17 protein-coding genes are annotated in these 22,223 nt (G+C 58.0%); 10 read left to right on the forward strand and 7 right to left on the reverse strand.

The features are described from left to right. Positions 1-4: 4 nt before the first annotated feature. Positions 5-1,042: a tyrosine-type recombinase/integrase gene (locus OXR04_RS20260; RefSeq protein ID WP_267372709.1), complete on the reverse strand. Its 1,038-nt coding sequence runs from the start codon at positions 1,040-1,042 to the stop codon at positions 5-7. 840 nt (positions 1,043-1,882) lie between these two features. On the opposite strand from OXR04_RS20260, the gene OXR04_RS20265 reads away from it, so the two are divergent. From OXR04_RS20265 to OXR04_RS20295, 7 genes are all read left to right on the forward strand, one after another. After that, positions 1,883-2,350 (forward strand): SgcJ/EcaC family oxidoreductase, encoded by a 468-nt coding sequence (locus OXR04_RS20265; RefSeq protein ID WP_009093142.1) that lies wholly within the window; start codon positions 1,883-1,885, stop codon positions 2,348-2,350. A 270-nt stretch (positions 2,351-2,620) separates the two neighbouring features. Continuing rightward, positions 2,621-3,832, forward strand: a complete 1,212-nt coding sequence (locus OXR04_RS20270) for an SfnB family sulfur acquisition oxidoreductase (RefSeq protein WP_267372710.1) — start codon at positions 2,621-2,623, stop codon at positions 3,830-3,832. A gap of 9 nt (positions 3,833-3,841) precedes the next feature. Beyond that, on the forward strand, positions 3,842-5,032 hold the full coding sequence (locus OXR04_RS20275; RefSeq protein ID WP_267372711.1) for an SfnB family sulfur acquisition oxidoreductase: 1,191 nt from the start codon (positions 3,842-3,844) through the stop codon (positions 5,030-5,032). After that, positions 5,029-6,387, forward strand: coding sequence for an LLM class flavin-dependent oxidoreductase (locus OXR04_RS20280; protein WP_267372712.1), 1,359 nt, complete (start codon positions 5,029-5,031; stop codon positions 6,385-6,387). Before OXR04_RS20275 ends, OXR04_RS20280 begins: the two co-directional genes overlap by 4 nt. A 24-nt stretch (positions 6,388-6,411) precedes the next feature. Next, entirely contained in the window at positions 6,412-7,218 is an 807-nt protein-coding gene (locus tag OXR04_RS20285; protein WP_267372713.1) for a MetQ/NlpA family ABC transporter substrate-binding protein, read from the forward strand. A gap of 2 nt (positions 7,219-7,220) precedes the next feature. Next, positions 7,221-8,324 (forward strand): ATP-binding cassette domain-containing protein, encoded by a 1,104-nt coding sequence (locus tag OXR04_RS20290; protein ID WP_154929215.1) that lies wholly within the window; start codon positions 7,221-7,223, stop codon positions 8,322-8,324. Next, positions 8,308-8,958: a methionine ABC transporter permease gene (locus OXR04_RS20295; RefSeq protein WP_009093148.1), complete on the forward strand. Its 651-nt coding sequence runs from the start codon at positions 8,308-8,310 to the stop codon at positions 8,956-8,958. The genes OXR04_RS20290 and OXR04_RS20295 overlap by 17 nt, the downstream gene beginning before the upstream one ends. A 34-nt stretch (positions 8,959-8,992) precedes the next feature. On the opposite strand, the gene OXR04_RS20300 is transcribed toward OXR04_RS20295, so the two are convergent. From OXR04_RS20300 to ssuD, 5 genes are all read right to left on the reverse strand, one after another. Then, positions 8,993-10,210, reverse strand: coding sequence for a monooxygenase (locus OXR04_RS20300; RefSeq protein WP_267372714.1), 1,218 nt, complete (start codon positions 10,208-10,210; stop codon positions 8,993-8,995). After that, the gene (locus OXR04_RS20305; RefSeq protein WP_267372715.1) at positions 10,203-11,663 is read right to left on the reverse strand and encodes an MFS transporter; all 1,461 of its coding nucleotides are present in this window, start codon (positions 11,661-11,663) and stop codon (positions 10,203-10,205) included. Before OXR04_RS20305 ends, OXR04_RS20300 begins: the two co-directional genes overlap by 8 nt. A 209-nt stretch (positions 11,664-11,872) precedes the next feature. Then, a complete protein-coding gene (locus OXR04_RS20310; RefSeq protein ID WP_267372716.1) occupies positions 11,873-13,279 on the reverse strand; it encodes an LLM class flavin-dependent oxidoreductase in 1,407 nt (468 codons plus the stop codon). Positions 13,280-13,348: 69 nt separating this feature from the next. After that, positions 13,349-14,761 (reverse strand): FAD-dependent oxidoreductase, encoded by a 1,413-nt coding sequence (locus OXR04_RS20315; RefSeq protein WP_267372717.1) that lies wholly within the window; start codon positions 14,759-14,761, stop codon positions 13,349-13,351. Between the two features lie 19 nt (positions 14,762-14,780). Further along, positions 14,781-15,953: an FMNH2-dependent alkanesulfonate monooxygenase gene (gene ssuD / locus OXR04_RS20320; RefSeq protein WP_009093153.1), complete on the reverse strand. Its 1,173-nt coding sequence runs from the start codon at positions 15,951-15,953 to the stop codon at positions 14,781-14,783. A 275-nt stretch (positions 15,954-16,228) separates the two neighbouring features. Here ssuD and OXR04_RS20325 point away from each other — a divergent pair, with 275 nt between their 5' ends. From OXR04_RS20325 to OXR04_RS20335, 3 genes are all read left to right on the forward strand, one after another. Continuing rightward, positions 16,229-18,118, forward strand: coding sequence for a sigma-54-dependent Fis family transcriptional regulator (locus OXR04_RS20325; RefSeq protein ID WP_267372718.1), 1,890 nt, complete (start codon positions 16,229-16,231; stop codon positions 18,116-18,118). A gap of 94 nt (positions 18,119-18,212) precedes the next feature. Then, positions 18,213-19,160, forward strand: coding sequence for a sulfonate ABC transporter substrate-binding protein (locus OXR04_RS20330; RefSeq protein ID WP_267372719.1), 948 nt, complete (start codon positions 18,213-18,215; stop codon positions 19,158-19,160). Positions 19,161-19,475: 315 nt separating this feature from the next. After that, a complete protein-coding gene (locus OXR04_RS20335) occupies positions 19,476-20,609 on the forward strand; it encodes a glutathione-independent formaldehyde dehydrogenase (RefSeq protein ID WP_267372720.1) in 1,134 nt (377 codons plus the stop codon). A 531-nt stretch (positions 20,610-21,140) separates the two neighbouring features. On the opposite strand, the gene OXR04_RS20340 is transcribed toward OXR04_RS20335, so the two are convergent. After that, positions 21,141-22,208 carry a LacI family DNA-binding transcriptional regulator gene (locus OXR04_RS20340; RefSeq protein WP_267372721.1) on the reverse strand — a complete coding sequence of 356 codons (1,068 nt, stop codon included), beginning with the start codon at positions 22,206-22,208 and terminating at the stop codon, positions 21,141-21,143. Between the last annotated feature and the right edge of the window lie 15 nt (positions 22,209-22,223).

Consider the following 22,223-nt stretch of genomic DNA (forward strand, 5'->3'; position numbering starts at 1 on the left):
AGCGTTAATCAGGCAATGTACCGTCAGCATGCTGTTCCATAAACTCCACCATAGCCCCTTTATGGGCTTCGACATGACGGATATAGCGCATCAGCGTCTCCGGCTTTTTCCAGGTGCCTTCCTGCATGATTCTGGCTATGGGGTAGCCTTTATCTGCCATATCCTGTGCTGCGCCAACCCTTGCGCTGTGGCCACTCCAGCCGGTATAGCGATTTTTATTGGCCTTCACGCCTCCGGTTTTTCCCGCACAGCGCCAGGCGCGTTCGAAAATCTGCTCCAGAGCCCGGGTGCTCATAGGTTTTTCGGCTGGGAGGGAACGCCCCGAGCGGTGGACAGCGGTAAACAGGTAGGCATCGGGCTGGCCGAAAAGCCCGGACGCGTCCAGCCACTCCTCCAGCCGCTGGGTGGAACGCGTACTGAGGGCTTTAATCAATCCACCGGTCTGTACAACGGTTTTGGTCCAGGCCACGTCCAGAATGATACGTCCATCACCGGCACGCATCACATCACGCACCCGTAACCGCGACAGTTCACTGATACGCAGCAGCGTTGCGTATGCGACGTGCAGAAAGGCCAGATCGCGGCGCGCCTGGAGGCTGTCAGCACCTGACCACTGCCTGTCCAGCGCCAGCAGATCGCTCAGCCTGAAGGGTACAGCCTGTCCCGCCCGCTCGCCACTCATCACCGCCACCCGGTTTATCTTCTTCATCGCACGAAAAACCTGCGGCGAGGTGTTGGGCACGGGCAGACCGGCGTTACGGTGTAACATCGAAATCAGAGCCGCATGTGACGTGACGGTGGAGGAAGCCCGCCCGCTTTCAGCCAGGAAAGTAAGATAGTCGCGCAAATCGTCAGCGCTCATCGGCAGGAAGCTGCGCTGATTTTCTTCCGACCACTGATTGCAGATCCGCATCACGCTCAGAAGCTGTCGCCACGTGTTAGGCGAAAAGGCCTCTTTATCCTGCACAAATTGTCTGAGGCGTTCAGCGATATCCCCGTTCCGGTTCATCTGCAGTTCAGTTAACGGCACTAACTCTGTCATTTTTGCTCACTGATTGATCGAAAACAGCGTTGATCGCGCTACGTGAATTCTGAGAAAAAAGCAGGGGGTCAACCGGCCAGAATTTGCGTAGCGCTGCCATTTTAAAAAGTGGTTTTGACTGTCTGTCATCATAACCCGGCGTATCCATACTGTCATGACTTCGTATAAGAATAATTATACGAAGTCAGCCAGATGACCCACTTTTTCATCAGGAGGCAACGACGGCTGCAAGGAATCTACTGACATTCGCGAGGATATCGACACCGTATGGAAAGTGACAGGAAAGAGGCTCAGGAATGAAATTCAGAAATCGCGCCAGAGGTTTATCCGAATTCAAGCGGGAAGGCAGCGAAGCTGATGGTTTATGTTTAACTGAGATCCGTCAATGTCCGGTCGTGAAGTAATTAGCCATCTGGCGTTGATTAAAAAAACTGCGACGCTATATTCCCCTACGCTTTAAATATCACCCGAAACGCTTCGGACACGTTATCTTCGCCCCTGCTTTACTCCTGAAAAATGCGCCTTAACGCCGTTAATAATCTGATGAGGAGAACATGAAATCAGCACATAAATCTAAATAATCGCATATCAGAGATTTAAGTTTCATGCAGAGCAGGGCGTAAGGTAACGTTTCGTCATAATAGCAGAACACTGACAGACAGGCTTAACATAATAATAACTAAATCCGGCTGCTTTTTATTCATTACGGCATCAAGAACTAATTACATCCTTTACATTTCAGATTCACGATTCCTTATTTTAACCCGTATTTACCGGTGTTTTCTCAGAGTTCAGAGAGGGCGCCACCCTAAGCCAGGATGAGTTAATGGAGACTATTTCATGAAAAAAACATTATTATCATTATCCCTGACAGGTCTGCTTTGTGCGCCCGCCATTACGCTGGCACAGCAGCCGGAAACCTGCATTAAAGCCTCTGAACAGGATGTCGCCAGCCTGTTCGACAAGTGGAATGACACGCTGGCAACCGGCGATGCGACGAAGGTTTCGCAACTCTATGTCAGTGATGCGGTATTACTGCCCACTATCTCCAATCAGGTCAGACTCACCGATCAGGAACGGATTGATTATTTCAAAGACTTTCTGAAAAAAGGGCCGCGCGGTAAAATCAACTCCCGCACCATCAGAACCGGCTGTAATAAAGCGATTGATGCCGGCGTTTATACTTTTACATTTAAAGATAACACGCAGGTAACCGCGCGCTATACGTTTACCTACGTCTGGGATGGAAAAGGCTGGAAAATTTCGACCCATCACTCCTCTGCCATGCCTGAGTCGGCAAGCAAATAATTACAGCGCATCATCACTCTAAAATTAAAACCAGCCTCTGAAGCTGGTTTTAATTTTATATAAAACCGACAGTTTCACTTCTGCAGTACCAGACATATATCCATTTTAAATGCAAAGCTGTAATATGAATTAGCTTTGCGGATATTGTAATAACCGCGCTATTTACTTCGTTCTGACCAGCTGCCTATTATCGCTTTCAACGTTAATTAATGTGATGCACTCAATATCAGCCTGCCTGATTTGATGTCTCGCTCTTTTACCGGAAGCGCCATGAATCTTATTTCCGATCCACCCGAAACCTTTCAGGCGGCTGTCATAACCTGTCGAAAACAGGCCATTCAGGCCGCACATGCGCTGGCTGAACAGGCGAAACCGGGTGCTGTTGCCCGGGATCAGCAGCGGCTCTATCCCCGTGAACTGCTCAGTCAGTTTACCCGGCTCGGACTGGGCAGCATCAGCGTGCCACGCCGCTTTGGCGGTGGCGGGCTGGATTTCGGGACCGTGGCGGAGATATTTCGCATCATCTCGGCCAGCGATCCCTCCCTGGGCCAGATCCCGCAGAATCACTTTGGCCTGATCCAGTTCATTCTTGGCGAAGGCGAACCGTCACAGCAGGAAAAATGGCTGCAGGCGGTGGTCAGTGGCAAGCGACTGGGCAATGGTGGCCCTGAAAAGAACAGCCGCCATACGCGTGACATCCAGGCCCGACTGGTGCGTGAGGGTCAGACATCGCGTCTGAGCGGGGAGAAGTTCTACTCAACCGGCGCATTGTTCGCGGATATCCTGGTCACGACCGCACTGCAGGAGGACGACCAGCCGGCCATGGCTTTTATCCCGCTGCCTGCCGAAGGGGTGGAGATCGTGGATGACTGGTCAGGGATGGGTCAGCGTACCACCGCCAGCGGAACGGTAAGGCTTGATCGGGTCATCGTCGGGCCTGACGCAATCATTCCCCTGCCATCGTCAGACAAACCGACCCTGCGAGGTGCGGTGTCACAGCTGATTCAGGCAGCGATTGATGCCGGTATCGCGCAGGGCGCGCTGGACGATGCGCTGGAGTTTGTCCGCCATCACTCACGTCCCTGGGTGGATGCAGGCGTCGCTCGCAACGCTGATGACCCCTATATCCTGGCTGACATCGGGCGCATCAGTACCGAACTGAGTGCCGCGAATGCCCTGCTGCGACGGGCGGCCCGGGTCCTTGATTCGCTGGCCTCGCAGCCTCTGACGGCGGAAAACAGCGCCGCCGCCTCAATTGCCGTGGCGGAAGCCAAGGTGCTGACCACCGATATCGCGCTGCGTGCCAGCGAAAAGCTGCTGGAATGGGGTGGAAGCCGCGCGACGCTGCTGCAGCATGGACTCGACCGCCACTGGCGCAATGCCCGCACCCACACGCTGCATGACCCGGTGCGCTGGAAAACCCACGCCATTGGCAATTACTACCTCAATGCGATCTACCCTGCGCGCCATGCGTGGATTTAAGGAGAAAGAATGAGTCAGGTTCAGCCGAAACAGCCCGCCGACCGCCTCCGCAGTGAGCAACAGGCGCTGGACGTGGCCGCGCAACTGGCGCAGGCGTTCCGTGCGGGTGCCGCCGAGCGGGATCGCGAACGTGAGCTGCCCTATGCCCCCTTGCAGAGACTGTTTCAGTCAGGCCTGGGGGCGATCACCGTTCCAAAGGCGTATGGCGGCATTGCGGTTTCAACCGCCACGCTCGCCTCCGTTATCACCCTGCTCAGTGAGGCCGATGCGGCGATAGGACAGGTTCCGCAGAATCACTTCTATGCACTGGAAGTCCTGCGCCTCAACGGCAGTGAATCACAAAAGCAACGCTTTTATGGCGAGGTACTGGCTGGCGTCCATCTGGGAAATGCGCTGGCGGAATTTGCCTCCCGCGCGGCACATCAGCGCACCACACAGATCCGCGATAATGTCCTTAACGGCACGAAATTTTACGCTACCGGTGCGCTGTTTGCCGATCGCATTCCCACGGCGGCGCGCGACGAAGACGAGAAAGAGCAGCTGATATTTGTGCCCCGACATCAGGCAGGCGTGACGATTATTGATGACTGGAGTGGCTTCGGCCAGCGCACCACCGGCAGCGGCAGCGTCCTGTTTGAGAACGTCAGGGTGGAGGCAGACGATGTGGTGCCGTTTCAGACCGCATTTGAGCGGCCGACCTCGCTGGGCCCTTTTGCACAGATCCTGCATGCCGCGATCGATCAGGGCATTGCCCAGGCGGCGTTTTATGACATGCTCGACTTTCTGCGTCAGCGTGCCCGGCCGTGGCCAGACAGCGGCGTGACCCGCGCCTGTGAGGACCCCTTAACGCTCGATCGCACCGGGCGTCTGGCGGCACGGTTGCGGGCTGGCGAGGCGCTCATCGCGGAGGCGGGTGCAGCCATTGACGTTGCGCAACAACAGCCTGATGCTGATACGGTGGCGCAGGCTTCGATTGCGGTGGCGAAGGCACGCGCCTGGACCACCGAGGTCGCACTGGAGGCCGCTAACCTGCTGTTTGAACTCGGCGGCACACGGGCCAGCCTGCGTGAATATCATCTCGACCGCCACTGGCGCAATGCGCGCACTCACACCCTGCACGATCCGGTGCGCTGGAAATATCCCGCGATAGGCAACTTCCTGCTCAATGGCGTACTGCCACCGCGCCGGGGTACGCTATGAGTCAGAAACAGGTTCTGCTCAACGCCTTCAACATGAATTGTGTCGGGCACATTCATCACGGCATGTGGACACACCCTCAGGATCACTCCACCGAATTCAATAGCCTGAGTTACTGGACCGATCTGGCACGCCTGCTGGAGCGCGGGCTGTTCGACGGACTGTTTATTGCGGACATCCTGGGCGTCTATGACGTTTATCAGCAGGGTATCGGGCTGACGGCGAGCGAGTCGATTCAGCTGCCGGTCAACGATCCGCTGATGCTGGTTTCAGCCATGGCGGGCGTCACACAGCATCTCGGTTTTGCAGTGACCGCTAACCTCAGCTATGAAGCACCGTTTACCTTTGCCCGTCGTCTCTCAACGCTCGACCATCTTACGCAGGGGCGGATTGGCTGGAACATCGTCACCGGCTACCTGGACAGTGCCGCACGGGCGATGGGTAACAAACAGCTGCTGGCGCATGACCAGCGTTACGCTCAGGCGGATGAGTTTCTCGACGTCAGCTATCAGCTCTGGGAAGGCAGCTGGCAGGATGATGCCCTCGTCGTCGACCGCCAGCGTCGTCTTTATGCCGATGCCAGCAAAATTCATCCCATCAGACATCAGGGGGAATTTTATCAGGTTGAGGGGTATCACCTCAGCAGTCCGTCACCCCAGCGCACGCCGCTGCTGTTTCAGGCCGGCACCTCTGCCCGGGGTATTCAGTTTGCGGCGCGTCATGCCGAGTGCACCTTCGTCAATGCCGCGACACCCGCGGCATTGCGTCAGCAGACGCAGCGGCTGCGTGAAGCGGCGACAGCGGCGGGCCGCCGTGCAGAGGACCTGCGTATTTTCATGGGAGTCGGTGTGATTGTGGCTCCGACCGAGCGGGAAGCGCAGGAGAAGCACCGCAGCTATCTCGAATATGCCAGCCCGGAGGCGGGTATCGCCCATTTTTCCAGCTCGATTGGCCTCGATCTGGCGGCTTTCGGTCCGGATGAGCCCATCATCAGCGGTGAAACTCGCGCAATAGAGTCGGTCAGTCAGGCGTACAGCGGCTGGACCCGCCGTCGCCTGCTGGAGCAGCACGCCATGGGCAGTCGTTATCCCCTGATTATCGGCAATCCCGCGCAGGTTGCGGAGGCGCTGCTGCAGTGGATGGATGAGGGAGATATCGACGGCTTCAACCTGACCCGCATTCTTAACCCGCAAAGTTACCGCGATTTTATCGAGTTAGTCGTGCCGGAATTACAACAGCGCGGTCGCTACAAAACGGCTTATCAGCCCGGCTCACTGCGCAACAAACTCTTTCAGCAGGATCGCCTGCCCGATCGCCACCCGGCGGCGCAGTGGCGTCATGCCACCGGCCGTCGCTGATCCGCTTAACCTCAAGGAATCATCATGACACGTACAAACAGATTACGCGCCACGCTGGGCGGCTTGCTGCTGACACTCTCTGCCGTCGCCGCTGCAGACTATTCCGGTCCGCTCAAAGTGGGCACGACCGCGGCCTTTGCTCCGCCGCTGGAGACGGCGGTGGCGGAAGCGAAAAAGCAGGGGCTGGCGGTTGAACTGGTTGAATTTACCGACTGGACTGCGCCCAACGTCAGCGTGGAGAATGGCGATATCGACGTTAACCTGTTCCAGCATAAGCCTTTTCTGGAGAACGCTAATCAGTCAGGAGGGTTCCATCTGGTCGCTTATGCGCCTGCTATCATCAACAATATCGGGCTTTACTCTAAAAAGCACAACGCCATTGACCAGGTGCCGGAAGGGGGCACCGTCGCCATCGCCAACGATCCAATCAACGGCGCGCGTGGCTTACTCCTGCTGCAGAAGGCGGGGCTGATTACCCTTAAACCGGGCGCCGGACTGAAATCCACGGTCGATGATATCGTCAGCAATCCTAAGAAGCTGAAAATCATTGAGGTTGAAGCGGTACAGCTCTCACGGTCGCTGGAAGAGGTCGACCTGGCGCAGGGGTATCCGCACTATCTGCGTCTGGCGAAAACCATCGATCCGAATCACGCGCTGCTGTTCGACGGGCTGGAACATCCGGAATATGTGATTCAGTTTGTGATTCGGGAGGGGCACCAGGACGATCCGCGCCTGGCAAAATTTGTCGATATCTATCAGCATTCGCCGGTGGTACGCGCCAGCCTCGACAGCTTCTACGGCAAACTCTATCAGCCGGGCTGGAGTCAGTAACGATGGTCAGCCTGGTCATTCCTGACGCGACGGCGTTGCCCCATGCCGCCGCCGCAATCCGCACCCACGCTGCTGCTCACGTCAGGCTGGAAGCGGTCAGTAAACGCTATCCCGGTCAGACGGCCGATGCACTGCATAACATCAACCTGGAGATCCAGCGCGGTGAGATTTTCGGCATCATCGGCCGCAGCGGCGCAGGCAAATCCACGCTTATCCGCTGCCTGAACCGCCTGGAAGATCCCACCGGTGGACGCATCGTCATCGACGGCACCGACATCAGCGCGCTGGGCGCGCGGCAGCTGGTCGAATGGCGGCGCAGCACGGGCATGATCTTTCAGCACTTCAATCTGCTCTCCGCCAAAACCGTCAGACAGAATATTGAGCTGCCGCTCAGGGTCGCCGGCGTGCCGGCGGCGGCGCGGGCGCGAAAGGTGGATGAACTGCTGGCGCTGGTCGGGCTGGAAGCGCGGCAACACGCCTGGCCTGCACAGCTCTCCGGGGGGCAGAAGCAGCGCGTCGGTATTGCCCGTGCGCTGGTGCACGACCCGGAACTGCTGCTGTGCGATGAAGCCACCTCAGCACTCGATCCCGAGACCACGCGTGCGATTCTGGCGCTGCTGAAAAAGATTAATCAGCAGCGTCATATCACCATTGTGCTGATCACCCACGAGATGGATGTGGTGCATGACCTTTGCCACAACGTGGCGGTCATCGATCAGGGGGAAATCATCGAACGCGGCCCGGTCTGGCAGGTCTACAGCGACCCGCAGCAGGAAACCACGCGTCAGCTGCTCAATCCCGGTCATCAGACGCTGCCCGAATCCGTTGCCGCCCGCCTGAGTGATCATCGGCTGCATCAGGATGCGCGGCTGTTACTGCGCTTGCGCTACACCGGACAGGGTGCCCGGCCCGACATCGGCGCGCTGAGCGCGCGGGTGCCGGGGGAAATTACGCTAATCCACAGCGCGATTGAGTGGGTGGAACAGAAACCGGTGGGGCAGCTGCTGGTGCTGCTGGATGCACAGCATGAGGCGCAATCCGTCACCGCTCAACTGGCGCACATTGCCGATCGACTGGAGGTAGTGGGTTATGTCACAGGCTATTGATCGTTTGTGGACCGCGTTACTGGACACCCTGCTGATGGTTGGCGTCTCCTCTGCGCTGGCTCTGGCGCTGGGGTTGCCGATGGCGGTGATTCTGGTGGTCAGCGGACGGGGCGATCTCTTTCCCAGTCCGGCACTCAATCGGGTGCTGGGCTGGATAGTGAATCTCTTCCGCTCCATACCCTTTCTGATTCTGATGGTGGCGTTAATCCCCTTTACCCGCTGGATCGTCGGGACGACCTACGGCGTCTGGGCGGCCGTCGTGCCGCTGACCCTGGCGGCAACCCCGTTCTTTGCCCGCATTGCGGAGGTCAGCCTGCGGGAGGTGGATAAAGGGCTGACCGAAGCGGCGCAGGCGATGGGTTTTCATCGCTGGCACATTATCTGGCATGTGCTGCTGCCGGAGGCGCGCCCTGGCATCGTCAGCGGTTTCACCATTACGCTGGTCACCATGATCAACGCCTCAGCCATGGCGGGTGCCATCGGTGCCGGGGGATTAGGGGATCTGGCCTATCGTTATGGTTACCAGCGCTTTGACATGCAGGTCATGGTGACGGTCATTGTGGTGCTGGTCGCACTGGTCACGCTGCTTCAGTTATGCGGAGACCGGCTGTCGCGTCGTCTGAATCATCGCTGAGCGGTTAAGGCCGGGAAACCCGGCCTTAGCGATCTCACGCGCCTTCGCCATTGCCTATCTGCCAGATGAACGTCGGATCGCTGCCGTTCACTTCCCAGTCACCCACATTGCGGATTTTGTAGATCACCGGATTGTGTGATGAGACCGTGCGGGCGTTACGCCAGTGGCGGTCCAGTGCCTTGCTGACGCGGGTGTCCGACGCACCAAGCGCATTAAACAGCTCCGTGGCGGCCCGCGTCACCAGCTCCGTGGCTACGGTCTGCGCTTTAGCAGATTCCACTTCTGCCAGCACGTTAGCCGCGTGAAGCGCTGCATCATCCGCGCCGCTGAGCTGTAACTCAAACGCCCGCTGCAGTGAGTGGGTCGCGCGGTCGACGGCGGCTTCGGCGGCCCAGGCCCAGCTGCTGATCTGTCCGACCACCTGCAGCACCTGCACATCCTGCCTCACCTGAGGGGCGTTGCCGTGACTGTAAATCCGCTTACGCTGCGCCACCGCCTGTGCCGCATCGCGTACCACCGCCCGGCCAATTCCCGCCAGCGTCGCGAGCAGGACATGCTGGTAAAAAGCGGTCTGATAGCGGAAGCGCTCGCTGAAATCATAAACGTGGTGCTGCTCAACCCCGGCCTGATGAAAGCGGGTGGTGCCGCTGCCGGTCAGCCGCTGCCCGAAACCATCCCAGTCGTCATCGCGCTCCACCCCGGTCTGGTGCGTGTTCACCAGCGCAATCACGTCGCGGCCATTGTCCGTCCGCTTTGCATAGACATCGATCCAGTCGGCATAGAGGGTTCCGGTGCTGTAAAACTTTTCACCGCTGATCACCCATCCCGCCGGCGCGGGGGAAACCTGCGTGATCACCTCCCCCAGTTTCACCGCGCCAACCTCGCTCCAGCCGCTGCCCACCAGCTCACCGTCGACGAAACGCCGGAACCAGCGACGGCGTGCTTCGCTGTCAGGCTGGTTCAGACGATCCTCGATAAAGGCAAAGTGCGCGCGCAGCGCCTGTGGCAGGTTCGAATCTGCCTCGGCCAGGTCAGTCAGTAACGAAAAGAGCTGGGGCAGCGAAACACCAAAGCCGCCGTCCTCTTTCGGGATTCGCAGTGTGCCGAACCGGGCCTCTTTCAGCCAGCGGATCGGCTCATGCAGCAGCGTGCGGCCGGTTTCCCGTGCCGCCGCCTCGCTGGCAATACGGGCAAAAAGCGGTCTGAAATGGTCACGCAGCGCGGCAAATTCAGTCGGGTTGAGTTCAGACATGATCGTCTCCTGTGGCGGGTTGTTCATCAATGTCCTGTCGGGTCGGTTCAAACCGGACGATCAACAGGAAAATAATCGGAATAAGGGCGGCGAGAGAGACAATCCAGAACATATTGGTGCCGTAGCGCGCCTGCAGAATGGGCAGAATAAACAGCGCCAGCGCACTGCCAATGCCGGAAAGCGAGCGGCTGAAGCCGACACCGGTGGCCCGGATATGCGTCGGGTAGGAGAGTGCCGGATAGATCATCAACTGCGCACCCGGCCCGAAACCTTCAGCAAACAGCCAGAGACCGAGCATCAGCACCGCCACCACCACACCCGTCGTCGCCTGCGGATGACCAATCAGTGCCAGCGAGATCAGCGCGATAAACTGCAGCGCAAAGCCGGCAATCGCCACATGACGGGAGGGAAATTTCCACGCCAGCCGCATGCCCAGCAGGCCGCCGGTAAAGGCAAACAACGCATTCAGTCCCAGCGAGGCAGAGATGGTTTCGAAGACGCCCGCTCCCAGAAACTGCGCAAGGATCGACGGCAGGAAGAAGGCGATGGCGGTGTATTCAAAGGCGATACAGACGTTCATCACCCCACTGACCAGCGTGCGATCGAGATAAGGCTTCTGAAACAGCACCCGGAAACTCACTTTCGGCGCCGCCTTCACGGTAACGCCTCTTTCGGGCTGCACTTCATGCGCCTCGATGCCGTAAGAGTCGCGCAGGATGCGCACCGCACCACGCAGATCGCCCTGATTAGCCGCCCAGAGGGGAGACTCGTTCATAAATCTGCTGCGCACCGCGATAATCAGCAGGGCCGGTACGGCACCAAACAGCAGCGAGGCGCGCCATAACCAGTCGATGTGTTCAGCAGGCAGCAGAAAATAGAGCGCAAAAATAATGAAGAAACAGGCGGATGAGGCGGCATACCACATCGGGCACCAGGCCGCGAGGCGCGACGCTTTATTGCCTTTGCCGGAGAATTTAGAAAACTCCGCCAGATAAGCCATAGCCACCGGCAGATCGATCCCCACGCCGATCCCCATCAGAAAGCGCGCTCCAATCAGCACCCAGACGTTGGGTGCCAGACCCGCAGCGATGGCGGAGACGACAAAGAAGAGCATATCCGCCATAAATACGGAGTAGCGGCCATATTTATCAGTCAGCCAGCCGCCGATCAGATTGCCCACGATAGTGCCGATCATGATGGAGGAGGTCACCAGCCCGGTGAGCACCGGCGTCAGGCTGAACTCTCTGACGACATCATCAATGCCGTAAGAGAGCGTCGTCAGGTCGTAGGCATCAAGAAACACACCGCCCAGCGCCAGAAACACGATCCAGCGGGCGTAGCTGTTTTTCTCACTTTTACTGTTGATAAGCCGGGCCACGTCGCTCACCGAACGCACCGGCGTGGAGTGGGGCGGCGGGATGGTCAGGGTGTCGTCAATATTCAGTGTACTCATCGTATCCTCGTTATTGTATTCAGCAGGTAACGAGGCTTTTATAGGTATTCCCGGGGCAGTAAACAACCAACAAATATGGATAACGATTATAATAAATTCAATAAGTTAATGCGATTTTACTGGCATGCGAAAGGCCGGATGAAGGGGTTATTTCATCCGGCAGCGTTCAGGTAAATCCGGTGTCAGGCGGCTGTGCGTACAGCCTGATACTAAACCGCCAGGTTGAGCGTCCGCTGCGCTGAATCAGAACGCCGGCGATAGCCAGCCCCCGGATGCGGCAATGCCAGCCGTGGCCCCTGTCCGAACAGCTTTTCACGCAGCGTTCCCGGCTGATAATCCTGCTTATAGACCCCCCGTTTTTGCAGCTCCGGCACCAGCAGCTCCACCACGTCGGTAAAGGTTTCATGCGTTACGGCGTAGGCGAGGTTAAAACCATCCACATCGGTTTCCTCCACCCAGCTCTGCAGCTCATCCGCCACGGTTTCAGCACTGCCCACCAGCAGTGGCCCGAATCCCCCGATCCCGACCCAGTCTGCCAGGCCCTGGACCGTCCACTGGCGGTTCGGATCGGCGGTGGAGAAGGTCTCTACCGCCGACTGAATCGCATTGGTGTGCAGATGCTTCAGCACCTGATCCGGCTGATACTGGCCGAAATCGATACCGGTCCAGCCGGAGATCAGCGCCAGCGCGCCTTCGTAACTGACATAGCGTTTGTACTCCTGCCATCTGGCCTGCGCTGCCAGGTCAGTTTCACCCACAATCACCGTCTGCAGATTGAAGATCAGTATGTCGCGTGGATCGCGTCCCGCCGCGGCGGCTCGCTGGCGAATATCCGCCACGGTTTTTTTCAGCAGCACTTTCGAGGGAGCCGCCACGAACACGCACTCGGCATGTTCCGCCGCAAACGCCTTGCCGCGGCTGGAGGCTCCCGCCTGGTAAAGTACCGGCGTGCGCTGCGGTGACGGTTCGCAGAGATGAATGCCCGGCACCTGAAAGAAGGTGCCCTGATGGTTAATCGGATGAATTTTATCCGGGTCGCTGAAAATATGGCGTTCGCGATCGCGCACGACCGCGTCATCTTCCCAGCTACCCTCAAGCAGTTTATAGATCACCTGAAGATATTCATCGGCATAGTCATAGCGCGCGTCATGATCGGTCTGCGTCTGCTGGCCGATATTGCGCGCGCCGCTCTCCAGATAGGAGGTCACAATGTTCCAGCCGATGCGGCCTTTGGTCAGGTGATCGAGCGTGGAAATGCGCCGTGCAAACGGGTAGGGGTGTTCAAACGAGAGCGAGGCGGTGAGGCCAAACCCCAGATGCTCCGTCACCAGCGCCATCGGCGTAATTAACGCCAGCGGATCGTTAACCGGCACCTGGGTGGCCTGGCGAATGGCCGCCTGATTATTGCCGTTGAGCACATCATAGACACCCAGTACGTCCGCAATAAACAGCCCGTCAAACTTACCGCGCTCCAGCAGGCGCGCCAGGTCGGTCCAGTATTCCAGATCTTTATACTGCAAGGAGCGGTCGCGGGGATGCGCCCACAGGCCGGGAGATTGATGACCGACACAGTTCATATCGAAAGCATTAAGGCGAATTTCACGTTGCGATGACATAGCGACTCCTGAGCGGATGCGGCAATCGCTTGCCGCCCGCGTATAGATTGAGGTTTTTTCAGGGCTGAATCAGTGCGTCAGGGAGCCGGGACATCGCTCACTGAGGGAGGAGGGCGTAATGCTCAGCAGCCTGTGCGCCACCAATTCCGCATGCTCTGCCACCTGTGGCAGTCCCATCAGCTCGCCAAAACGTCCTCGTGCGGCAGGCCCGGCGACAGAGAGATGCGGGTTGGGTTCGCCCCGGGCATCCAGCGTCTGCGACAGCGCATTGACGCTGATGCCCAGCGACAGTGCATCGGGCTGAATCACGCCGTCGCGGTGTAGCTGGCGCAGCAGGGCATTGCTGTTGAGCAGCGCGTTATGCGCCGGGCCGGTCGTCACAATCACCCGATCCACTACCTGGCTCTCCTGATGCGCGCCCCGCAGCCGCAGCGTCAGCCGGAGCGCGTCTCCCGCCGGTTCGGCGGCGATCAGACGCGCCGCCCGCAGCGAAAGCTGCCCGCTGGCCTGCAGCTGAGTCAGCACCTGGCTGACCTGGGGGGCGATGCGGTAGCGGTGAACGTCCCACCAGGGACGAAGATGCTGCAGAAAGCGTTGCTGTTCATGCAGCGGCAGACTCTGCCAGATACGCTGCCCGTTGCGGCGAATATCATCCAGCACGAGTTGCCAGGGGAGATTCAGCGCCGCAGCCTGCTTAACCTCCTGACGTACCCGATGTAACCAGCCTCGCGCGCTGGCGGGCTGCGGCAGGCGGTAATCCAGCGTGTACTCTTCTTCGCTGCCGCTCAGGTTGGCGCGCGGCACCAGCCCGCGACGCGAGAAAACGGTTATCCCGCCGCGATGCCGCTGGCGGTGCAGCGAGGCGACGACATCAGACATGGTCAGCCCTGAGCCGATGATCGCCACCCGCTCGTCTGGCGCAATCCGGGCCAGCGCATCACCCTGCCAGGGATTAGCGATGACGGCGGGGTGCGCCTGCAGCGGTTTAAGCAGCGCAGGCAGTTCAGGCGGCGGATGACTGATCGCCAGCACCACCTGATCGGCCCGGATGCGCTGACCTGAAGCCGTAGTGACGATGCCATCCTGCAGGGAAACCGCGCTGTCCTGTAAATGGCGCAGCGTCACGGGCGAGTGCTGCTGCTGATAAATAAACTGCGCGTTGACCCAGCGGCCAAACTCACCGCGCTGCGGGTAAACATTGCCGTCATGCCACAGCGCGTCCGGATCGTCGCGGAAGTGCGGCGAGGCCCGGTAGTCACGGTCAAACGCGCCCGCTTCATCCCCGGCCAGCTGCATTCTGGCAGCCGGCACATTGATACGATGCGCCGGATCGGGCGTGCCATACGCCACGCCCTGCGCCAGCTGCGCCCGCGGTTCGATCACCGTCACGCTCAACCCCGCCTCGCCCAGCCGGGCGAGATGGATCGCCAGTGCGGTGCCGGTGAATCCCCCGCCGATGATGACAATCTGCTGTTGTGACATAAACGAGCCTTTTCTTCTGTTAACTGGCGCTGGAGTGCTTTTCCGGGCGACGGTCGCCGCCAATGGTTTCGCCAAAGGGCCCGGTATTCACGCTGCGCTGTTTCTTTTCAGCATTGGCCGCCAGCGGTAGCAGCGGCATCACCAGATCGGCAAAGCGGTGCGCCTCTTCAAGGTGCGGATAGCCGGAGAAGATAAAGTTCTCAATCCCCAGCGCCTGATATTCACGAATACGATCGGCAACCTGCTGCGGATTGCCCACCAGCGCGGTGCCTGCGCCGCCGCGCACCAGTCCCACGCCCGCCCAGAGATTAGGCCCGATGCGCAGACTCTCGCGCGATCCCTGATGCAGCGCACTCATCCGCGCCTGACCGGCTGAATCCATCCGGGCGAAAATCTTCTGCGCTGCGGCGATCGTCTCGTCATCCAGATGCGAGATCAGCCGATCGGCGGCGGCCCAGGCCTCCTCTTCCGTTTCCCGTACAATGACATGTAACCGGATGCCATAGGAGAGCGTGCGGCCCTGTTCCTGCGCCCGCTGACGCACTACAGCCAGCTTCTCTGCCACCTGTTCGACCGGTTCTCCCCAGGTCAGATAGGTATCGATCTGGCTGGCGGCAACGTCGATAGCCGCCTCCGAGGAACCGCCAAAATAGAGCGGCGGGCCGTTCTCCTGCACCGGAGGAAAGAGGATCTCCGCGCCTTCTACGCGAATATGCTCTCCTGCGAAGTCGACCTTCTCGCCTTTCAGCAGGCGGGAGTAGACGTCGAGAAACTCCCTGGTCACCTGATAGCGCTCGGCGTGACTGAGGAAGATACCATCACCCTTGTTCTCCACCGGGTCGCCGCCGGTGACCACATTAATCAGCAGACGCCCGCCCGAGAGGCGATCCAGCGTCGCGGCCATGCGTGCCGCCAGGCTCGGCGGTTGCAGGCCGGGGCGCACGGCCACCAGATAGCGCAGGTTTTTGGTGATCGGGGCCAGCGCCGAGGCGACCAGCCATGAATCTTCGCAGCTCTTGCCGGTCGGGATTAACACACCGTAGTAGCCCAGATTGTCTGCTGCCAGCGCCACCTGCTGTAAATAGGGTAAATCGACCGCCCGGCCTCCTTCGGTTGTCCCCAGATAGCGCCCGTCACCGTGGGTGGGCAGAAACCAGAAGAGATTCAGGTTTTCCTGTGTCGCGTGACTCATTAGCAGATTCCTTTATAACGATATTTGAATTTAATACATAGGGATAATTCCTTTGGTTATATAGCCATTAGCAGATAGCGTGCCAGAGTGAGCAGCTATTTTTATCCCGTTAATTCAGTGAGATAGGCATTTACCATTTCGACTGGTACTGCTGCATTTGCAACAGTAAGGGTGGCAGGCTGTCGCGTCGGCAACAATCCGGCACCTCCGGCCTCTCGTTTATGCGGCGGACGCGCGGTATGGTCATCACTCTTCTGGTAACCCGGTAAAACGAGATGCAGATTTCCAGCCCTGAGTTGATTGACCCCGCATCGCGCGCGTTTAAAAGCGTGCTGGATCAGCTCGCCCCCACCGATGCGACCGTACTGATCATTGGCGAAACCGGCACCGGTAAAGAGGTGATGGCGCGCTATCTGCATCACCACAGCGCGCGCAGCCGGCAGCCGTTCCTGGCGGTTAACTGCGGCGCGCTGACCGAAAGTCTGGCGGAGTCAGAACTGTTCGGGCATGAGAAAGGGGCGTTTACCGGCGCACAGGAGCGGCATCGGGGCTGGTTTGAAGCGGCAGAAGGCGGCACGCTGCTGCTGGATGAAGTCGGCGAACTGAGTCTGTCGCTACAGATAAAGCTGCTGCGCGTGCTGCAGGAGCGTGAGATCACCCGCGTCGGATCGTCACGGGCGGTAAAGGTCAATGTGCGTGTGATTGCGGCGACGAACCGTGATCTGGCCGCAGCGATTCGTGAACGGCGATTCCGGGAAGATCTTTACTACCGGCTGAATGTAGCCAGTGTGACGCTGCCCCCGCTGCGCCAGCGCAGCGAGGATATCCCGGTGCTGGCCACACACTTTCTGCAGCTCTATGCGCGTCGCCTGGGCCGTCCTCAGCTCCGCCTCAGCGAGGAGGCGCTGGCGACGCTGATGGCCTACAGCTGGCCGGGCAACATCCGCGAACTGGAGAACACGCTGCACAACGCCGTGCTGCTCAGCAAAAGCTCCGTGGTAACGCCGCAGCAGCTGCGGCTGAGTCCGCTGGCGGAGAGCGATCTGCCGCCTGGCGAAGAGGCGCTGGATCAGTTCCTGCGCCAGCAGATGCAGCAGAGCGAAACGCCACTCTATCCCCGCGTGATTGCCGCGCTGGTGAAAAATGCGCTGGAACTGACCCAGGGCAATCAGCTTCAGGCTGCCGCTCTGCTCGGCATCAGCCGTCATACGCTGCGAACCCAGCTGGGACACCTCGGCGTGATTAAACCGCGCCGCACCGCCCTGCGTCAGCGCCAGACCGCTTCCTGCCAGGCTCCGGAGCATGAGCGGGAACTGCGCATCGGTTATCAGAAGTTCGGCAACCTCGGTATTCTGAAAGCGCGTCAGTCGCTGGAACAGCAGCTGGCGGATCGTGGCGTCAGCGTATTATGGAGCGAGTTTCCGGCGGGTCCGCAGCTTCTGCATGCGCTGAGTAATAAGGAGATCGATTTCGGCACCACCGGCGAAGTGCCGCCGCTGTTTGCCCAGGCCAGCAACAGCCCGATGATTTATGTCGCCTGGGAGCCAGCGGCGCCGCAGAGTGTCGCGCTGCTGGTGCCGGACAGCAGCCCGATTCAGCAGATAAGCGATCTCAGAGGGAAGCGTATCGCCGTCAACCGCGGCTCCAACGTTCACTATCTGCTGCTGCAGATTCTGGATGAGGCGGGGTTAGCCCTGGATGATGTGCGTATCGTCTACGCGCCGCCCCGATATCCCTTAACGCCCAGCGATCTCAATGCGGTGGATGCCTGGATGATGTGGGATCCCCTGCTCAGCGATGCCGAGAACAGCGGTCAGTTCAGGGTGATTGCTGACGGCACCGGGCGGGTCAACAACCATCAGTTCTATCTCGCCGAACGCGGATTTGCCGCCCATTCGGGCGATCTGCTGCAGGTTCTGCTTGGCGCGCTGGAGCAGACGGGACGTTACATTGATGCGCACCGTGCGGAAGCGGCCGGACTGCTCTCCACCGAACTCGGCATCTCTACTTCCTCTCTGATGCATGCCCTGGCCCGGCGCAGTCATCAGACCCAGCGCATGAATTTAGCCATCATCCGGGAACAGCAGACCATCGCAGACCGCTTCTATGCGCTGGGGCTGTTTAATCGCGCTATCCGGGTTCGCGAGTCCGTCTGGCATCCATAGCGTTTTTTCAGCTAAGCATCGAACTTTTCCTCGCTAAGCGCGGCAACCCGCGTTTGATATGTTGCGCTGACTACAACAGACTCAGGAATGAGAAATGAAAAAAGTACTACTCAGCGCACTCATTATTGCCGCTCAGGCGGGCTTAGCGTTCAGCATCCAGGCAGCAGAGAAGCCCGAAACGATCAATATCGGTTTCCAGAAGGCCAATATCTTCGCGCTGCTGAAATATCGCGGCACGCTGGATCAGGAATTTAAAAAGCAGGGGATCGCGGTTCACTGGATTGAGTTCCCGGCCGGGCCGCAGATGCTTGAAGGGTTGAACATCGGCAGCATCGATCTCGCGGCGACCGGCGACGCGCCGCCCACCTTTGCGCAGGCCGCTCAGGCCGATCTGGTCTATCTGGCACACTCGCCCGCCAACCCGAAAACCGAGGCGATTGTGGTTCCGGCCGACTCGCCGATCAAAAGCGTTGCGGATCTGAAGGGGAAGCGCGTCGCGCTGAACAAAGGCTCTGACGTGAACTATCTGCTGGTCACCGCGCTGGAGCAGGCGGGGCTGAGCTACAAAGACATTACGCCGGTTTATCTGCCTCCTGCCGATGCGCGTGCCGCTTTCCAGCGCGGCGCAGTGGACGCCTGGGTCATCTGGGATCCTTACTATGCAGAAGTGGAAACCAATGCTCACGCGCGGCTGATCAAAAATGCAGAAGGACTGGTGCCCCATTACACCTTCTACCTCGCCAGCCGTAAGTTTGCGGAAGGGTACCCGCAGATCGCCAGCAGGGTCGTGGATGAACTCGGCACGCTTAGTACCTGGGCCAATCAGCATCAGGAAGAGGCAGCCAGAATCATGTCCACCTCAACCGGGCTGCCCCAGCCTGTCTGGCAGCGCGCGCTGGCGAGAATGCCGTTTGGCGCAGAGCGGATGACGCCAGAGGTCTTCACCCAGCAGCAGGCGCTGGCGGATACCTTTACCCGGATTGGTCTGCTGCCGGTTAAGGTCGATATCCGCAGCGCCACCTGGTCGCAGGATAAAAAGTAGGTGAGAGCCGGGCGGAGGTGTGGGGCAATCTCCGCCACCGGCTTCAGAGCAAAAATCAACCTGCCGTAAGGCAAACGGCAGCAGGATGCAAAGGCGTTGATAAGGCGAGAAACAGGAGGGCTTTAGCGAAGCGGTGCTTACATTTCATAGGGTTACATAATATTAATATCCTCAGACTGCGTCATGCGCTGTTCTACACTTACACATTCAATCACGCCATTTGATTGAAAAAGCAGCATCACGAAGAGGGTGGCGACCGCAAATATTCACGCAGCCGCAGCCTTCATAACTGATCATGCACGTGAGGAGAACACCATGAAAGCAGTTGTCTATAACGGACCTTTTGACGTTTCAGTCAAAGAGGTGCCGGATCCCAGAATCGTTCGTCCTACCGATGTCATTGTCCGTATTACCACCACCAATATCTGCGGTTCCGACCTGCATATGTATGAAGGGCGCACCAGCTTCGAACAGGGTCGCATCTTTGGCCATGAAAACCTGGGCCAGGTCATCGAAATCGGCGGCGCGGTTGAGCGGGTCAAAGTCGGCGATTATGTCTGCCTGCCCTTTAACGTTGGCTGCGGATTCTGTGAAAATTGCGAGAAAGGGTTAACCGGTTACTGTCTCACGGCAAACCCGGGTACGGCCGGTGCCGCCTATGGCTTTGCTGAAATGGGCGAATGGGATGGCGGACAGGCGGAGCTACTGCGCGTTCCCTATGCTGACTTTAACTGCCTGGTGCTGCCGCCTGATGCGGTAGAAAAAGAGGAAGACTACGTTCTACTGTCCGACATCTTCCCCACCGGCTGGCACGCCACTGAACTGGCAGGCTTGCGCCCCGGAGAGAGTGTTGCCATTTACGGTGCCGGACCGGTCGGCCTGATGGCTGCGCACTCGGCCCTGATTAAGGGCGCCTCGCAGGTGTTTGTGGTGGATACCCATCCGGACAGACTGGCGCTGGCCGAACAGATGGGCGCAGTGGCCATCAACGGAGTGGGTGATGAGGCCGTCAATAAAATTCTCGAGTTAACCGATGGGCGCGGCACGGATTGCGGTTGCGAGTGCGTGGGCTATCAGTGCTGCAATAAACATGGCCACGAGGATAACTCTGCCACGCTGAACAGCCTGGTCGCCTCAACCAAGGCCACAGGCGGCATCGGTGCGGTAGGGGTTTTTGTTCCGCAGGACCCCGGTGGTGCGACCGATCTGGCCAAAGAGGGTAAAGTGCCTTTCGATTTTGGTAATTTCTGGTTCAAGGGTCAGTCGATCAAGACCGGCCAGTGTAATGTCAAAGCGTACAACCGCCAGCTCGCCAGGCTTATCCATCAGGGCAGAGCCAATCCGGCGCAGATCATTTCGCACCGACTCGCGCTGGCAGACGCAGCCGAAGGCTATAAGCATTTTGATGCTCGTGATAATGGCTGGACGAAAGTCATTCTGAAACCCTGACAGGTCACTCAGAAGAGATAAGACACATTCAGGCGGTGGGAAGAGGGAGAACGCAAACTGCCTGTCTGTGGCTGGGGATGTTTAGTGCAATCATATCCTGGGATATGAGAGAAGAGGAAAACAGCACGGCAGGCAATGAGATCAGAGATCCATAGCGATCATCGGCCCCTTCATTTAACATAAATTACATTATGCGAACCAATATAACGGTACGTGAAAACTATGACAGAACATCCGAACCGCTCGCGATGAAGATTTAAGCAACAGCATTATAATTGAGACGGAATGGTAGTGAAAAAATTATACCGGCGGCAGCGGGCATCGTTAACTCAAAATACAAAAGCTGTCCAGAGATGACGGTTCAGGATCAGACAAGCCAGCGGGCGTAGCATATTTACATTATTAATAACGCTTCATAAGTTAAAACTATAAATAGTAATCGTCATTCATTACTGATATTAAAATGGCAGATATTCAGATCAGTCGCATAAAACAACACCCTCTTTAATTCCATAAATTTTAACCACATCCTCAATCAAATTGGTTATTGATTTCTTCACGGGCAGCATGGCGTGTCGCATTCGCTACGGTTCCGCGATCTACCAGTTTCCCCTGTAACAACAGATTATAAATTGGCGAATGTGGGCGATTAAGGCGGTTCTGAATAAGTTGAATCGCTTCGTAACCTAACTCACGGCAAGGAACGGCAAAGCCGGTAACAGGCATCTCAGGTGAGCCTTCCAGCCGACTCGCCAGGTCAGTGGTCATTATCGAAATATCTTCGGGCACCCGGAGACCTCGTGCCAGCAGCACATTCTGAACACCAGTGACAATGCCCTTGCCACCCGGCAGAATCACATCCGGCCACTGGTCCCGTGGGTGATCATCCAGCCAGCGATTCAAGGCAGTCTCCGTGTCTCGTGATGAGTAAGCTTCAATCACAATCAAGTCATGCTGTGCATTAAACGGCATATGAAAGTGGCGATAAGCATGCTTGATCCCCTCCAGACGCAAAAATAGCGTTTCGCGTCGCAGGCAGGTCACGGTTAACACGCGTCGATGCCCCTGTTCAAACAGATATTGCATTGCGGCAAAACCAATTGCCCGATGATCCGGTGATACTGCATCCAGCATCATGTCTTTATCACGCGAGTTGATTAGCACGCAGGGTTTACCCAGTGACGAGGCCAGATTGAAAATAGCTTGATCGTCGGTGCCAATAATGATGATCGCGCTTATATTTTTCGCCCCTGCTTTTTCCAGAAACAGTTTCACATCGGCCCGTTGCTCTTCCAGAGGACAATAACTGATATGGACATCGTGAGATGCACAGGCCGCAGCAATACCACGGGTAACTTCGAGGTAGAAGTGATCACCGCGCGGAGTGAATGTGCGTCCCGGAGCAAAGACGACGATGTCATTAATCAGAAGGCGACCACTTACCATGTCCTGCAATACGCCGAGTCGACGCGCGCAATTAACAATCGCTTCACGTGCTTTATCGCTGGTATAGGATTTGCCGCTCAACACGCGTGAAACTGTACTTACTGAGTAACCGGTCAGGGTTGAAATTTCATCCATCCGGAGCTTGCCAGCCATAATGTGATCTCTATC

This window comes from Pantoea sp. GM_Pan_3 (genome assembly GCF_026541045.1).
Taxonomy (GTDB): Bacteria; Pseudomonadota; Gammaproteobacteria; order Enterobacterales; family Enterobacteriaceae; genus Pantoea; species Pantoea anthophila.